The sequence below is a fragment of the Bradyrhizobium sp. BRP23 genome (assembly GCF_020194135.1).
GTDB classification, from domain to species: domain Bacteria; phylum Pseudomonadota; class Alphaproteobacteria; order Rhizobiales; family Xanthobacteraceae; genus Bradyrhizobium; species Bradyrhizobium yuanmingense.
Map to the genome: position 1 here is coordinate 136569 of NZ_JADYVW010000006.1, position 15322 is coordinate 151890.

The window sequence follows — 15322 nt, forward strand, 5'->3', positions numbered from 1 at the left end:
GGCATGCCAGATGCCAAGAAAATTATCACGCTCGCGGAAGTGGTTACGCTGCACGGCTCAACAGAGCCCAGCCGGCCCTGCGTTCTCGAGCAAGGCCGAGCCAAGCCCGAATTGGCCGGGAGATCAATAAAGGCGTCTCATGCTGCGATAGCGAAGTCCTATCGACGTCGCTTGAGGCGCGGCGGGAGCGCAAGGGCCGCCGCCGTGAACATTTCCCTTTCTACGGGGCGTCGCTCTTTTCGACCAGGAACACGATGCGCGCCTCGTTGCGCTCGGTGATCTCGACCTTGTCGCCGGTCTCGCGGATCAGATTGGGAATATCGATCACCGAGAGCGGATCGGTGCAGTGAACTTCGAGCTGGTCCCCTGCCTTGAGCGGCTTGAGCGCCTTCCGCGTCTTGAGGGCCGGCAACGGGCATTTCAACCCGGTGAGATCGAGTGTCGTCCTGGTCATGGCCGCACCATGGCGAGGCGGAGCGGCTGCGTCAACGTTAGGAGGCATCAGATCAGGCTGGCGTAGGGCAGGAAGCCCACGTCCTGCCCCGGCTCGACATTCGTAATGTCCTCGCCGAGCTCGACGAGGCCATCGGTCTCGACCAGCGAGGATAGGAGCCCGGCGCCTTCGCGCGGGAACTTGATCGCCTCGAGCCCGCCGTCCTGCGCGCGCCGCAGCGAGGCGCGCACATATTCACGCCGGCCGGACTTCTTCCTGTAGGTGAACGCCGCGCGCAGCGGGATCGCCAAGAGCGGCTCCGGCAAGGCGCCCGACAGCGCCAACGCCGTCGGTCGCACCACATGGACGAATGTCACGAAGCTCGCGACGGGATTTCCGGGCAGTCCGATCAACGGCGTGCCGTCGATGATGCCCATCGCCACGGGACGGCCGGGCTTGATCGCCATCCGCCACAGCACCAGCGAGCCGATGCTCTCCACCGCCGCCTTGACGTGATCCTCCTCGCCGGTCGAGACGCCGCCGGTGGTGAGGATCAGGTCATGGCCGCCTGCGACCTGCTTCAGGCCGCGCGCCAGCGACGCTCGCTCATCGCGCAGAATGCCGAGATCGCTGACCTCGCAGCCGAGCCGCCGCAGCATCGCCATCAGCATGAAGCGATTGGAATCGAACAATTGCGAGGCGGCGCGCGGCTCGCCGGGCGAGGCGAGCTCGTCGCCGGTCGAGAACACGGCGACACGGATGCGCCTGACGACGTCGAGCCTCGTCAGGCCGAACGCGGCGGCAAGGGCGACGTGCTGCGGCCGCAGGCGCTGGCCGGCGCGCAGCGCGACCTGACCTTGGGGAATGTCCTCGCCTGCAGGCCGCACATTTGCGCCGGGCTTCAGCCCCGGCGGCAGCACGATCCTGCCTGAAGCATCGATGCGGACGTCCTCCTGCATGAAGACCGTCTCCGCATCCGGCGGCATCGGGGCGCCGGTGAAGATGCGCGCGGTGTGGCCGGGCTTGATCGGCGCTTGCGCAAGGCCGCCGGCCTGGATGCGGCCGTCAAGCGGGAAGGCCTGCTCTGCGCTTGCCGGAAGGTCGGCATTGCGCACGGCGTAACCGTCGACGGCGGAGTTGGTGAACGGCGGCAGCGGCAAAGGCGCGGCCAGATCGCGCGCGAGCACGCGCCCGTCGGCATCGACCAGCGCCACCGTCTCGAGATCGACGATGGCGTTGACGCGCGCCGTGATGAGGCCGACGGCTTCGTCGACCGACATCATCGGGCCGCCGAAGGCAAAGCAATCGTCCGACAGTTGCGCCATGGTGCCTCGTCAGCGTGTCGCTGCGCTTCTTGCTACCGCTTCCTCGACCGGCATCGCCGCCCGTATCATCAATGCCGCCGCGCCTTCGATATCGTCGAGATGGACAGTCGGCAGCCTCGTGTCAATCGCGACGTCGGTCGCAATCCCGGCAATTCCGGGATCGTCCGGAAACAGCAGCGGCTTGCCGTTGGCGGCACGATGCACCTCGATCTTGCGGTGCGGCTCGCGCTTGAATCCTTCGACCACGACGAGATCGACCGCGGAGAGCTTGTCGAGCAGCTCCGGCAGTCGCGGCTCCGCCGCCCCGCGCAGCTCATGCATCAGCGCCCAGCGTTTCGACGAGGCCACCAGAACCTCCGCCGCGCCGGCCTCGCGATGGCGCCAGGAATCCTTGCCGGGCACGTCGACGTCGAACTGGTGATGCGCATGCTTGATCACGGAGACGCGCAGGCCCTGCGCGTTGAAGTGCGGGATCAGCCGCGTCAACAGCGTTGTCTTGCCCGCACCGCTCCAGCCTGCAAGGCCGATGACTTTCATTCCAGCTCTCTTTTCCAGCAACCAGCGCTCGCCGATGGAACCACCATCCCCTCCCCTCATTGCGAGCGCAGCGAAGCAATCCAGACTGCCGCTGCGGAAAGATCCTGGATTGCTTCGCTGCGCTCGCAATGACGACAAGGTGGCATTTCGCTCTCTCCCCGCCATGCTTATATCGGCTTGACCCGAATGTCATGCTAACCTCGCCGCCATGATGAAGATCGACAAAGCCCCGGTGCCCCTGATCGTCCCCAATCCGGACGACCCGCGCCTGACCCAGAGCGTGACCGGCACCGACCAGACCGGCGCCAGGGTCGAGATCAAGGTACCCATGGAGCGGCCGCTGACGCTCTATTTGAACGCGCAGGAGATCGTCACCATGATGACGATCGGCGACTACCCGGAATATCTGGCGCTCGGCTATCTGCTGAACCAGAACATGCTGAAATATAACGACGTGGTCACCGAGGTCGAGTACGACGACGACCTCCAGGTGGTCGTCGTGCGCACCTCACACCACACCAATTTCGAAGCCAAGCTGAAGAAGCGCACGCAGACCTCCGGCTGCGCGCAGGGTACCGCCTTCGGCGACCTCTTGGAGGCGGTCGAGAGCGTCGCGCTGCCTAAGGCAGAGCTGCGCACCTCCTGGCTCTACCAGATGACGCAGACCATCAACACCATGCCCTCGCTTTATCTGGAGGCCGGCGCGATCCACGGCTGTGTGCTGTGCAAAGAAGGGACCCCGCTCTGCTACACCGAGGATGTCGGCCGCCACAACGCCGTCGACAAGATCGCGGGCTGGATGTACCGCCACGGCGTCGACGCGTCCGACAAGATCCTCTACACCACGGGGCGCCTCACCTCAGAGATGGTGATCAAGACCGTCCGAATGGGCATTCCGATCCTGGTGTCGCGCTCCGGCTTCACCGCCTGGGGTGTCGATCTGGCAAGGCAGGTCGGCCTGACGCTGGTCGGGCGCACCCGCGGCAAACGCTTCATCGTGCTCGCCGGCGAAGAGCGCATCGTCTACGACCAAAACCTCGCTTATGTCGAAGAGGAATCGGCCAAGCACAAGCGCAAGGGTGAAGGCGGTGACGACTGACATGTCCGCGGCGCGCGTTCCCCCGACTCTCGGCGTGCTGCTCGCCGGCGGGCTCGCGCGGCGCATGGGCGGCGGCGACAAGCCGATGCGCACCATCGGCGGCCGCACCATTCTGGAACGCGTGATCGCGCGCCTTTCGCCCCAGTGCAGCGAACTGATCCTCAACGCCAACGGCGATCCCGCCCGCTTTGCCGCGTACGGCTTGCAGGTCGTCGCCGACGACGTGCCCGGCTTCCCGGGTCCCCTCGCCGGCATCCTCGCGGCGCTCGACTGGACCGCGGCGAACCGGCCGGAGATCGAATGGGTGCTCAGCGCCGCCGGCGATTGCCCGTTCCTGCCGCGCGACCTCGTCGCGCAGCTGCATGAGGCGCGCGCGCGTGAGAATGCGCAGCTTGCGGTCGCCGCATCAGGCGAGCAGTCGCATCCGGTGATCGGCCTGTGGCGCGTCGCCTTGCACGAGGAGCTGCGCCACGCGCTCGTGGACGAAGACCTCCGCAAGATCGACCGCTGGACCGCGCGCTATCCGCTCGCAACGGTGACCTGGCCGAACGAGCCGCTCGATCCGTTCTTCAATGCCAACACGGTCGCGGACATCGCCGAGGCCGAGCGGCTGGCGGCGCTGGATGACGCGTCTTAGCGACTCTATGATTTCGGAAACTCGTTGAGGAGCTGCGCCCAGATGATCGCGAAGGCGATCAGGCCGCAAATGCCGACGGCAGTGGTGAAGCGCGGCAAACGGCCGATCGCAACCAGCAGCCAAGCCGGCAGGAAGAACGCCCCGAAAACCATGCCCAGCGGAAACACCGCGAGCCATTGAAAGCCGCTGCCGTCCCCGGGCGGAACATTCGCGATGTAATGGAAGGTGTAGAGCCAGAACAGCGTGCCGGCCGCCGCGACGAGAGCAGCGATCTTGCGGAAGTTGAGGGGCGTCGATGCAGTCATGACCTGGCTCATGTTCCTTGGTCGCTGCGGCGCCCCGCCAAGTTCATGACGTCTTGAACCGGACCTGGAACGGGAGCGACCACAGGTCTGGACATTCCCCGGACGAAGCCATGGCCGCCCCTCTCTTGAATACTATCTTCGAATTCGTCGACTTCGTCTTCGATCTCTCCGAGACGATCGATCGCACGAGGCAGCTGAGCAAGCCTGACATCGTCGAGGTGCCGCCGGATCCAAAGCCGCTGCCACCCGCCGCGCGGCGCGCGCTTGCCGAGGCCGAGGATCGTGAGCGCAAGCGAGAGCAGGCCGCTCAGGCCGCCAGCCGTACCGACCAGGCATCGTAGCCGTAGACCTCTCATGGCTCGAACGCGTCGTGGTCCCTCGTCTATGCGGGCCGGAAGCCCGCTCGCGCGAGCGACGCGCGTACCTCGTTCGAGCCGAGTGCGTCGAGAAACGCCTGCACTGCCGGCCGTTGCTTTCGCGCACTCACCACCGCGAAGTCATAATGCTCTTCCGCGAGCGGAATGAAACCGAGGCCGACGGCGTGGGCGACCGGCGCAATGGTCATGCCCCAATCGGCCCGGTGCTGCGCGACGGCCGCCGCCACCGCGTTGTGCGAACGCGGCTGGTTCCAGTAGCCTTCCGGCCGCGCGCCGCCGAGCAGCCGGTCGATCAGGATGCGCGTGCCGGCGCCCTGGTTGCGGTTGACCATGATGCAGGCGGGATCAGCGAGCGCCGCCGCAACGGCGTCCTTTCCACCAAGACCTTCGAAACGTTTGTCGTCCTTGCGGAAGACGATGCCCTGCATCCGCCGCCAGCCTGGCACGAGCTCGAGACCTTCGACGAGATAGGGCGTGTTGTAGGTCTCGCTTCTATCGTCGAACAGGTGGATCGGCGCGAGATCGCATTCGCCACGTTTGGCTGCTGCAAGCCCGCCGAGGCTGCCGACCGCGATCGAGCGCACGGTGAGACCAGCATGCGCGAGCTGTGCGGTGACGAGATCGAGGCCGGTGCAATGGCTGCCGACGATGACGAGATCCGGCACGCGCACATGCGGCGTGAACAGCGTCACCTCGGTCTCGGTGCCGGCCGGCATCTGGTCGGCAAGTGCGTCGATGCGCAGAAAGCCGTCCGCCTGAGCAAAGGACGTGATCGCACCAGACCCCTTGCCGGAGGGATAGGCGATGAGGCCCTCCCTGCCCTCAACCAGCGAGACCATGACGAATTCGGTGCGGCCGAGCTCGGAAGCGATGCGTACCGGCACGGTCGCGTTCACCTTGGCATCGGAGCGCCGCGGCAGTCCGGCCATCCTGCGCAGCACCGGCACGATCATGTCGTGGAAGGTGAACATCGCCGAAGTCGGAAAACCCGGCAGGATCACGACAGGCTTGCCGTCGCACACCGCAAGACACAACGGCTTGCCGGGCTTGAGCGCGACGCCATGGGCGATGATGCCGGGTGCGCCGAGCCGGCTGATGATGCGATGAGAGAGGTCGCCCGCGCCTTTCGACGTGCCGCCCGAGAGCACCAGCATGTCGGCTTCCGCAAGCGCGTTGCGCATGGCGGCTTCGAGCCTGGCTTCGTCGTCCGGAACAGCGCCGAGGAAGACGGCCTCGCCACCGTTTTCGTCGACCGCGGCCGCGACGATGGCGCCATTGGTATCGTAGATCTCGGCGGGCCCGAGCACCTCGCCGGGCTGAACCAGCTCATCGCCGGTGGAGATCACGGCAACCCGCGGCCTGCGCGCGACACCCACCTCGGCGATGCCGCAAGCCGCCAGCATGCCGATCTCGCGCGAGCCGATGATGGTGCCGGCGCGCAGCAGCGCCTCGCCCCGCGCGATGTCGGAGCCGGCATACGAGACGAATTGCCCCGGCGAGACGGCGCGACGGACATCGATCGCATCCTGGCCGGCCGGCTGGGTGTGCTCGACCATCACCACGGCATCGGCGCCGCGCGGCAACGGACCGCCGGTGGCGATCGCCGTTGCGGTTCCGGCCGCCACCTGCAGCGTCGGCGCGGTCCCGCAATGAACGGTCTCGCCATTCAGCGCGAGGCGCACGGGCGCGCCCTCGCCGGCCGCCGCAAGGTCGGCGGAGCGCACGGCAAAGCCGTCGACATTGGAGCGGTCGAACGGCGGCACGTCGATCGTTGCCGTGATATCTTCGGCGAGGGCAGCGCCCAGCGCGGCTGCGAGCTTGCGCGTTTCAGTTCGAAGCGCGCGCGGGAACAAGGCCGCCTCGAAGCGCGCCAAGGCCTCTTCGCGCGACAGGATCTTGAGGAACTGCTCCTGCTCGAGCGCGCTGCGGTCCGGTGATTTCGGGATCATCGTCATGCCAGAACCCTTATCACGCCCGCATCAGATACGCATCGATCGGCGTACCTGCCGCAAATCCCTCGTCGCTGGCGGAAATGAGCAGCCATGCGTCCGCACGGGCGATGGCCTGAAGCGGCCATTCGCCCACGGCAAGCGGCATCCAGGCACGATGTTCCTCAGCCAGCAAAGCGATCTCCGTGATGCCGACGCTGGAGGCGATCTTTCGCGCAAGCGGCAGCGACACTTTTCGACGCGGCCGACGCGCCGACAAACGGTCCGCGAGCGGCAGCGCGAGTGCAAGCCAAGCTGCAAGCGCGGAATCGGGCGAGCCGGGCAAGGCGACGACGGGAACCCGTCCCAGCCGTCCGACCGCAGCGGTGCGTCCCGGCTGCAGCGCAAGGCCGTGCGCCATCACCTCGCCGCGCCGGGCGAGGGCGGCGATGGCGGCGTCCTGGCGGCCGACGCCGCTGCCGCCGATGGTCAGCAGGACATCGCAGGAGGACGCATCGAGCGCATCGGCAATCGACGCTGCATCGCGCGCACGCGCTGGACGCGTTTCCACATCCAGTCCCGCTGTGTGCGCGATCCCGGCAATCGTCTGCGCCGCGACCGTCCCACCCGGCACATTGACTATGCGCAGCCGCGGCCGCCTCACGGCGAGTTTGTCCCCGCCCGCCGCACGCGCCAGCAACAGGTCCGCCGCACGGATGGGATGGCCGGCGTCCCCCACGGCCCTACGCGCGGTGATGTCGCTGCCTGCGCGCCTGACACCCTGCCCCGGCGCGCCCTCTGCGAGCACCTGGGCAAGCGGCCCCGACGTCTCCACGGCGTCGGCATCGAGCACGCAGTCGCATCCCGCCGGCATCGCCTCGCCCGCCTCGACCCATGCAGGAGCCATTGCCAGCGGCACGGGCGAGTAAGCGGACGCCCCGACGAGATCGTTGGCAGATAGCGCCCAACCATCTACGGCCGCAACATCCCGGGAAGGATAGGCGGCAAGCAGCGGCGCACCCGCCGCGATGCAGCCGATTGCGTCCGCCAGCGGCACCTCCATCGGCGCGACGGGATCAACGCCCCGTAGCAGCGCGGCGAGCGCGGTGTCGAGCGGCGTGAGCGAAGGCGGCAGGCGCTGGGTCATGCGCCATGAGGACCATGCATCGTCCGGTTTGGCAACCGCCGGCGGTCCCGGCCTCAACCCTCAGCCGCCCGACCTGTCCGAATTGGGGAAGAACAATTGCTGCCCGTCCACCTTGTAGCCGGCAATCGCCGTCTGCCCCTCCGGCGATGTCAGCCAATCGACGAAGGTCTGCGCGAGGTCCTTCTTCACGTTCGGGAACTTCGCAGGGTTCACCAGCATCACACCATATTGGTTGAGCAGCCGCCGGTCGCCTTCGACGACGATGTCGAGATCGCCGCGATCGCTGAACGCGATCCAGCTGCCGCGATCCGCAAGCACATAGGCATTGGCCGCGCGCGCGGCCCCGAGCGATGCGGCCATGCCGGGCCCGGCCTCGCGATACCAGGCGCCCTTGGCGCTCGCGATGTCGATGCCGGCAACGATCCAAAGCGCGAGCTCCGCGGCATGAGTGCCCGACCGATCGCCACGCGTCACGAACGGCGCGCCTTTGGCTTCGATCGCCTTCAGCGCCGTCGCGATGTCCTTGCCCTTTACGCCCGCGGGATCGCTCTTCGGCCCGATCAGCACATAGTCGCTGTACATCACGTCGTATCGCTTCACGCCAAAGCCGTCGGCGACGAACTTCTCCTCCTGAGGCCGCGCGTGCATCAGCACGACGTCGACCTCACCCCGCCGCGCCCCATCGAGCACTTCGTCGGCGCGCCGCGCGATCACGGTGACGTCGATGCCGGTCTTGTCGCGGAAGATCGGCAGCAGATAGTCGAGCAGCCCGGATTCCTGCGTCGCCGTCGTCGAAGCGAGGACAATGCTGCGGTCCTCCGCGGCCGAAGCCGCAACGCCTGCGGCAAGGCCGCAGAGAAGCGCAAGTGCAACGGACAGGCGGCCCATGATCGGATTCCCTCAGGTTTGACGCCGTCATGATGATGATCGATTGCGCCGCACTCGTGACGCGTTTTGCGCTGCCGGCCGGGAAATTTCGGCAAGTTCATCGCGGCGCACCGGGCGCGCGATCTCTTTAGGATCGTTCACCAAAGCAGAGATCGCGCGTGCGGATGTGTTGCAAAGCAGCGAGATGATCGGGCATGGTTCCCTGCGACAAATATCTGAAATGCAGAATTCCACCTGCGTCGGACGTCAAAAAGAAGCAAGAATTTGCATAGGAATGCAGGATGGAATTCCTGACCACCAGCGAAGCCGCCGATTACCTTCGGCTCGGCGAACGCAAGCTTTACGAGCTCGTCACCACCGGTGCGATCCCCTGCAGCAAGGTGACGGGGAAATGGCTGTTCCCACGGCACGAGCTCGACCTCTGGGTCCTGTCGGGCCTCGCGCGCCCGGCCGGCATGTTGATCGCCGAGCCGCCGCCGGTCGTGGGCGGCAGCCACGACGAACTGCTCGATTGGAGCCTGCGCGAGTCCGGCTCCGGGCTCGGATCGATGAGCGAGGGCAGCGCGCGCGGGCTCGAGCGCTTGCAGCGCAATGAGGTGATGGCTGCGGCGGTGCACTTCCACGCGCTCGACGCCGGCGACAATTTCTCTAGCGATGCCAGCATCGAAGCGCTGCGGACCACGCCGGACCTGCATGATGCGGTGCTGATCGCGTTCGTGCGCCGCGAAGAGGGTCTCCTGCTGCCGCACGGCAATCCCAAGCACCTGCACAGCCTGACCGACGTGCTCGCAGCCGGGGCCCGGATGGCGATGCGGCAACAGGGCACGGGCGCGCAGATGCTGCTCGACGTGCTGCTCAAGCGCGCCGGCGCCTCGATGCGGGACTTGCGCCGGATCGAGACGCCGGCGCTGACCGGCCCGGATCTGGCCGAGCTGGTTCGCGCCGGCCAGGCCGATTGCGGCATCGCGACGCGCGCCGCGGCGCGCTCGGCCGGTCTCGATTTCGTGCCGCTGGTCTGGGAGAATTTCGACCTCGCGATGCGGCAGCGCAGCTATTTCCGCCCCGCCATGCAGGCCTTGCTCCGCTTCCTGAACGAGCGGCGGCTGCGCCAGCGCGCGGAGGAGCTGACCGGCTACGATCCCTCCCCCGCAGGACAGATCCGCTTCGCAGCCTGACATTGACGCCAGCCCCCTAATAGTTGCAAAAGAAACCAATTCGACCGGGCCATACCCGGACAAGTAACACCGGCCAATGAGCCGGATCAGGGAGGACAAGCGTGAACCCAATCAGATTTGGAGTGCCCGTCGCGGCCGCCTTGCTGGCGACCCTGCTGTCCGGCGCGGCGTCGGCGCAGGTTTCCGACGACGTCGTCAAGATCGGCGTGCTCACCGACATGAACGGCCCGGCCTCGGCGCCGACCGGCCAGGGCTCGGTGACCGCGGCGCAAATGGCAATCGACGATTTCGGCGGCAAGGTGCTCGGCAAGCCGATCAGCGTCGTGATCGGCGACCACCAACTCAAGGCCGACATCGGCGCTTCGCTGGCGCGGCGCTGGTTCGACGTCGAGCAGGTCGATCTGATCGTGGACGTGCCCGTCTCGGCGGTCGGGCTCGCGGTGCAGACCATCGCCAACGAGAAGAAGCGGCTGTTCATCACCCACTCCACCGGCACCGCCGATTTCCACGGCAAGTTCTGCTCGCCTTACGCCATCCAATGGGTGTTCGACACCCGCGCGCTCGCGGTCGGCACCGCGGACGCCGTGGTCAAGCGCGGCGGCGACAGCTGGTTCTTCATCACCGACGATTACGCCTTCGGCCATTCGCTGGAGCGCGACGCTTCCGCCGTCGTCACCGCCAATGGCGGCAAGGTGCTGGGCTCGGTGCGGCCGCCGCTGGCAACACCCGATCTCTCCTCCTTCGTGTTGCAGGCGCAGGCCTCCAAGGCCAAGATCATCGGCATTGCCGCCGGTCCCCCCAACAACATGAACGAGATCAAGACCGGCGCCGAGTTCGGCGTGTTCAAGGGCGGCCAGCAGATGGCGGCGCTGCTCGCGCTGATCACCGACATCCACGGCATCGGCCTACAGGCGGCGCAAGGCCTGCTGCTGACCACCTCGTTCTACTGGGACATGGACGACAAGACGCGCGAATGGTCGAAGCGCTATTTCGCCAAGATGAACCGGATGCCGTCGATGTGGCAGGCCGGCGTCTATTCCAGCGTGATGCACTATCTCAACGCCATCCAGGAGACCGGCAGCGACGATCCGCTGAAAGTGGCGGCCAAGATGCGCGAGAAGCCGATCGAGGATTTCTTCGCCCGCAACGGCAAGCTGCGCGAAGACAATCTGATGGTGCACGATCTCTGGCTGGTGCAGGTGAAGACGCCGGAGGAGAGCAAATATCCGTGGGACTATTACAAGATCCTCACGACTATTTCCGGCGACAAGGCGTTCGGCCCGCCGGACCCGGCCTGCCCGCTGGTGAAGAAGTGAGATTGGCGAATATGAGGCCGCGATGACGGTGTACCCTCTCCCCTTGTGGGAGAGGGTGGATTCGCGAAGCGAAGCCGGGTGAGGGGTTCTCACCGCGAGCCCAAGTCTCATTTGAATGCGCGGAGACAACCCCTCATCCGGCGCTTCGCGCCACCTTCTCCCACAAGCGGAGAAGGGAAGTAAGAGAGCTACTTCACCACCCCTATCTCGCGAAAATACTTCATCACGCCCGGATGGATCAGCTCCGGCCTCGGCGCGGCCGCGACCGTGTTCGCGGCGGTGGTCTCGCAGGCCTGGGCGAGCTTCTTGCAGAACGTCGCCTCATTGCCGTGCAGCGTCTTGGCGAGGCGGTAGGCGACGTCGTCGGGCAGATCCTCGCGCGTGAGGATGAAGCTCCAGGAACCGAGCGAGGCGATCGGCTCGGTCTGCTTCGGGTAGGAGCCGGCCGGCACGGTCAGCGGCTTGAGGAACGCATGTTTGGCGCGGATGCGGGCGATCTCGTCCGCACTCGGCGCGATGAAGCGCGCGCCTGATGCGCTCGCGGCGACCGCGGCAAAGCCGGGCCAGCCGATGCCGGCGCCCCAGAGCGCAGCGACGCGGCCGTCCTCGACCATCGCGGGGCCGTCGCCGGCGCGGTCGAGATAGACAGCCTTGAAGTCCTCGTCCTGCTTGAGGCCGAGACCATCGAGCACATAGCGCGCCAGGATCGGCAGGCCGGAGCCCCTGGCACCGAATGCGACGGGCTGACCGACGAGATCGCGGATGGTCGTGTAGGGGCTGTCGGCGCGCACCACGAACATGCCGGGGTTGGAATAGATCGCGGTGAGGATCTTCAGCGCTACCTTCGCACGGCCGATGCCGGCGAAAGCCTCGTAGGCCGGCTCGCCCGCAACCAGTGCGAGATCGAGCTCACCCTTCTCTAGAAGCGGAATGTTCTCGTTGCTGCCCTTGGTGTTGCGCGGGGCGATGATGATTTGCGGATCGGCCGCGTTCATTACCTCCGCGAAGGCGTTGCCATAGAGCGGGAAGCCGCCGCCGGGCGTCGCTGTTCCCAAGCTGATCGTCGTGGTCGGAATGACCGTGCCTCCGGTCTGGGCGGCGGCGGGGCTGGCGAGCAGCGCCGCACCGAGAAGGATCATCGCGAATCTCATGGTCGTCCCTGACGGGCCTGCGTCAACACCGACTTGCGGGGATGTAGGCAGCCGCCGGTTTTTATGAAAGCATGCCGCGCAACGACAATAGAACAATGGGAGGTGTCATGTTGCGAATTTTGCGTCACGGTGTTTTCGGGCTCGCAGTCCTGTTGGGTCTTTTCAGCGCCACCCCTCCCGCCGCCGCAGCCTATCCCGATCGTCCCGTACACTGGCTGATCGGCTTTTCCCCCGGCGGCCCGGTCGACATCGTGGCGCGGATCATGGCGCAGTGGCTGTCGGAGCGGCTCGGCCAGCAATTCATCGTCGAGAACCGCACCGGCTCCGGCGGCAACATCGCAGCTGCCGCTGCGATCAACGCCCCGCCGGACGGCTACACGCTGCTGTTCGTCGCGCCCAACAACGCGATCTCGACCTCGCTCTACAAGAAGCTGCCGTTCGACTTTTTGCGCGACACCACCCCGGTTGCGAGCATCATGCAGCTCACCAACATGCTGGTCGTCTCCAACGCGTTTCCGCCGAAATCGGTTCAGGAGTTCATCGATTATTGCAAGGCCAATCCCGGCAAGATCTCCTATGCCTCCTCCGGCAACGGCACCTCGGTGCACATGTCGGCCGAGCTGTTCAAGGTCATGACCAAGTGCGACATGGTGCACGTGCCCTATCGCGGCTCGGCCATCGCCTTCCCCGACATCATCTCCAACAAGGTGCAGCTGATCTTCGACAATCTGCCCTCGGCGATGGAGCAGGTGAAGGGCGGCAACGTCCGCGCGCTGGGCGTGACCTCGCCGCAGCGCTGGCCGAGCGTGCCCGACGTGCCCGCGATCGCCGAGACCGTGCCAGGCTTCGAATCGGTCGGCTTCTACGGCATCTCCGCGCCGAAGGGCACTCCGCCTGAGGTGATCGAGATCCTCAACAAAGCCGTCGGCGAAGCGCTGAAGGACCCGAAGCTGGTGGCAAAGCTCGCCGAGACTGGCGGCATCCCCAAGCCGATGACGCCGGCCGAGTTCGGCAAGCTGGTCGCGGACGAGACCGCGAAGTGGCGCAAGGTGGTCGAGTTCGCCGGGGTCTCGGTGGACTAGGCAGCGGCCGTGCCGCCGAGCTCGCCCGCACCGCATCTGAGGGGGCCAAAAGGCCCTCTCAGACAAAGTTTGCGAAAACAACCCCATGCACAGTAGACGAGACCAGTGTTTTCAATGGGTTACCACCCACGTCGAAAAAACCTGCGAAAACGCGGTTTGCTTCGTCGGGCAAAACAGGGTTATACAGGCATCATCGCCAATTTCGGTTATTCGAAATTTTTCAATGATGCCGTGCCGGCGTTCCCATCCACCAGCGCCAGCATTGCACCCCCGCCTCAGGCCCTGTAAACGAACCGCGCACCGTTGCCGGCCGCGCTACCTGCGGCCGCCTTGCGGCGGGGCCTGTAGCTCAATGGTTAGAGCCGGCCGCTCATAACGGTCTGGTTGCAGGTTCGAGTCCTGCCGGGCCCACCAATAAAATCAGCAACTTATCAGGCCCCGTTTCGTCTGATCGGAATCACCGCACCAGAAACCGCACCAGATACGACCGCTTTTCGTTCGCCCGCGGGCTCGCGCTTGGCGATTTTCTCGACGGCGTCGGACAAATAGTCGGGATGGTGATGGCCATACGTGTTGAGCAGAACCTCAAGCGACATTCCGAGATAGCCTGCCGCCTGCCAAGGATCTGCCCCTCTCTGCATCAGCCAAGTAGCCGCGGTGTGTCGCAGAGTGTGAGGCGAGATGCCCGGACCAAGCCCTGCAAGCCTCACAGCACTCTTGAACGCCGTTTTGACCGAGGTAATCGGCCTTCCGTTGTACTCGACGAAATGCTTCGCCTCTGGATTAATCCGATGCCAGCGCCGCAGATGAGCTAGCAAGCGAAAGGGGATGGGCACCGTCGGTTGCCGCTTGTTGGTTTTGGCGCTGCCCTGTTTCAGACGGTAGTAGCGACCGCGCTCCAGGTCTACATAGGAGCGACCGATCGCCGGAATTGGAGACGAGGCTGCGATAGCTCCCGCACGGGTTCCGCTGTAGATGCCCAGCAAAATGAACCGCGCAAGATGGCGAAGGGGACGCTTGCTTGTGGGGACCTTCACGTCCTCCATCGGTCGGCGAGAGCCTTTTTGCATTTCGCGATAGCGCCAGCAGGTCCAAACCAATTTGGCCGCATCGCTGCGCGTCAGCCACTTGTCTCGGGGTTGCCCCTTCTCAGGCAGCGACACCTTCACGATTTCCCGATGATATCCTTCACCTGCATGGTGACCAATGGCAGCGCGGAGGTCTTCAAGGTCTCTGCGCGCGCCTCCCCTTTTGCCGCGCTTCTTGGCGTACGAGCGACATGCCTCCCCATTTACCTCGCCCAGCATTTTTGCTCCCCACCACTCGTTCAACCGTTCGATCCGCTTCTTGAACTTGCGGATATCGGGAATCGTATCTTCGCTCTCGCTATCGACCTTGAAACGACCGCGAAGCTTGTCCAGCTGCGCGTCCAAATAAATCGAGAGGACATCCGCAATAGCGATATCGTCTATGTGGCGAATTCGTCGCTTCGGGGTGTGTTTAGAGCTTATGTAGTCTCTTAGCTTTTCCTCCGCGGCCGCAATCTCATCTGCAGCGCAGCCTGTGCTGACATCCCGGCCGTTGTCTCTGATGATCCAGGTTGGCTGGTGAGTGATCTTTCCGCTCTTGTTTCGGCGGGCAGCCTTGAGCTGAAGTCGGGCGCCCTTGCTTCTTCGCGGCATAGCTCTCTCATCCGTTCTATATGAGCCAGCGTTGTAAATCTTTGCCGGCAATCTTCTGAATAATCAATTGACTCCGATCGCGCTCGCGACGCAAACCCGCGACCGTCATTCCCCTAAAGGAAATGCGATCTTCACGGCATCAGCAAGGCGAACAGAAGTACCAGGTGTAATTTCAGGTTGCGCTCGATCCTTTCGGACCTGTAACCGTGTGCGGTGTGGCGAGCCTTGCAAACGACTGCC

Annotated in this window: 15 protein-coding genes and 1 tRNA gene; 7 read left to right on the plus strand and 9 right to left on the minus strand. The window is 65.3% G+C overall.

The features are described 5' to 3' along the window. Positions 1 to 220: 220 nt before the first annotated feature. From I6F24_RS18175 to mobB, 3 genes are read right to left on the minus strand one after another with little or no spacing between them, the layout of a single operon-like run. Positions 221 to 454, minus strand: a complete 234-nt coding sequence (locus I6F24_RS18175; RefSeq protein ID WP_036011410.1) for a sulfurtransferase TusA family protein — start codon at positions 452 to 454, stop codon at positions 221 to 223. A gap of 47 nt (positions 455 to 501) precedes the next feature. Beyond that, positions 502 to 1758, minus strand: a complete 1257-nt coding sequence (glp, locus tag I6F24_RS18180) for a gephyrin-like molybdotransferase Glp (RefSeq protein ID WP_036026614.1) — start codon at positions 1756 to 1758, stop codon at positions 502 to 504. Positions 1759 to 1767: 9 nt separating this feature from the next. Further along, complete coding sequence (mobB, locus tag I6F24_RS18185) at positions 1768 to 2295, minus strand: molybdopterin-guanine dinucleotide biosynthesis protein B (protein ID WP_036026615.1); 528 nt, start codon at positions 2293 to 2295, stop codon at positions 1768 to 1770. Positions 2296 to 2503: 208 nt separating this feature from the next. Between mobB and fdhD the strand changes: the two genes are divergently transcribed. Together fdhD and mobA are read left to right on the plus strand one after the other, a co-directional pair. Beyond that, entirely contained in the window at positions 2504 to 3394 is an 891-nt protein-coding gene (fdhD, locus tag I6F24_RS18190) for a formate dehydrogenase accessory sulfurtransferase FdhD (protein WP_036026616.1), read from the plus strand. Between the two features lies 1 nt (position 3395). Beyond that, positions 3396 to 4031 carry a molybdenum cofactor guanylyltransferase MobA gene (gene mobA / locus I6F24_RS18195; protein WP_036026651.1) on the plus strand — a complete coding sequence of 212 codons (636 nt, stop codon included), beginning with the start codon at positions 3396 to 3398 and terminating at the stop codon, positions 4029 to 4031. Positions 4032 to 4036: 5 nt separating this feature from the next. Here the strand turns inward: mobA and I6F24_RS18200 are convergent, their stop codons facing one another. Beyond that, positions 4037 to 4336: a hypothetical protein gene (locus I6F24_RS18200; protein ID WP_036011456.1), complete on the minus strand. Its 300-nt coding sequence runs from the start codon at positions 4334 to 4336 to the stop codon at positions 4037 to 4039. Positions 4337 to 4446: 110 nt separating this feature from the next. Here I6F24_RS18200 and I6F24_RS18205 point away from each other — a divergent pair, with 110 nt between their 5' ends. Then, on the plus strand, positions 4447 to 4677 hold the full coding sequence (locus I6F24_RS18205) for a hypothetical protein (protein ID WP_036011421.1): 231 nt from the start codon (positions 4447 to 4449) through the stop codon (positions 4675 to 4677). A 41-nt stretch (positions 4678 to 4718) separates the two neighbouring features. On the opposite strand, the gene I6F24_RS18210 is transcribed toward I6F24_RS18205, so the two are convergent. From I6F24_RS18210 to I6F24_RS18220, 3 genes are read right to left on the minus strand one after another with little or no spacing between them, the layout of a single operon-like run. Then, the gene (locus tag I6F24_RS18210) at positions 4719 to 6668 is read right to left on the minus strand and encodes a molybdopterin biosynthesis protein (RefSeq protein ID WP_036026617.1); all 1950 of its coding nucleotides are present in this window, start codon (positions 6666 to 6668) and stop codon (positions 4719 to 4721) included. A 13-nt stretch (positions 6669 to 6681) separates the two neighbouring features. Further along, positions 6682 to 7788 carry a molybdopterin-binding protein gene (locus I6F24_RS18215; RefSeq protein ID WP_036026618.1) on the minus strand — a complete coding sequence of 369 codons (1107 nt, stop codon included), beginning with the start codon at positions 7786 to 7788 and terminating at the stop codon, positions 6682 to 6684. Positions 7789 to 7848: 60 nt separating this feature from the next. After that, positions 7849 to 8676 carry a substrate-binding domain-containing protein gene (locus I6F24_RS18220; RefSeq protein ID WP_036026620.1) on the minus strand — a complete coding sequence of 276 codons (828 nt, stop codon included), beginning with the start codon at positions 8674 to 8676 and terminating at the stop codon, positions 7849 to 7851. 281 nt (positions 8677 to 8957) lie between these two features. On the opposite strand from I6F24_RS18220, the gene I6F24_RS18225 reads away from it, so the two are divergent. Together I6F24_RS18225 and I6F24_RS18230 are read left to right on the plus strand one after the other, a co-directional pair. Continuing rightward, positions 8958 to 9851: a helix-turn-helix transcriptional regulator gene (locus I6F24_RS18225; RefSeq protein WP_036011436.1), complete on the plus strand. Its 894-nt coding sequence runs from the start codon at positions 8958 to 8960 to the stop codon at positions 9849 to 9851. A 101-nt stretch (positions 9852 to 9952) separates the two neighbouring features. After that, entirely contained in the window at positions 9953 to 11167 is a 1215-nt protein-coding gene (locus I6F24_RS18230) for an ABC transporter substrate-binding protein (protein ID WP_036026621.1), read from the plus strand. Between the two features lie 188 nt (positions 11168 to 11355). Here I6F24_RS18230 and I6F24_RS18235 read toward each other — a convergent pair whose 3' ends face one another. Further along, entirely contained in the window at positions 11356 to 12318 is a 963-nt protein-coding gene (locus tag I6F24_RS18235) for a TAXI family TRAP transporter solute-binding subunit (protein WP_036026623.1), read from the minus strand. 107 nt (positions 12319 to 12425) lie between these two features. On the opposite strand from I6F24_RS18235, the gene I6F24_RS18240 reads away from it, so the two are divergent. Both I6F24_RS18240 and I6F24_RS18245 read left to right on the plus strand, forming a co-directional pair. Continuing rightward, positions 12426 to 13400 carry a tripartite tricarboxylate transporter substrate binding protein gene (locus I6F24_RS18240; RefSeq protein ID WP_225124547.1) on the plus strand — a complete coding sequence of 325 codons (975 nt, stop codon included), beginning with the start codon at positions 12426 to 12428 and terminating at the stop codon, positions 13398 to 13400. A gap of 338 nt (positions 13401 to 13738) precedes the next feature. Then, positions 13739 to 13814: transfer RNA gene (locus tag I6F24_RS18245), tRNA-Ile, on the plus strand. Between the two features lie 17 nt (positions 13815 to 13831). Here the strand turns inward: I6F24_RS18245 and I6F24_RS18250 are convergent. Then, a complete protein-coding gene (locus tag I6F24_RS18250) occupies positions 13832 to 15082 on the minus strand; it encodes a site-specific integrase (protein ID WP_225128271.1) in 1251 nt (416 codons plus the stop codon). Positions 15083 to 15322: the final 240 nt, after the last annotated feature.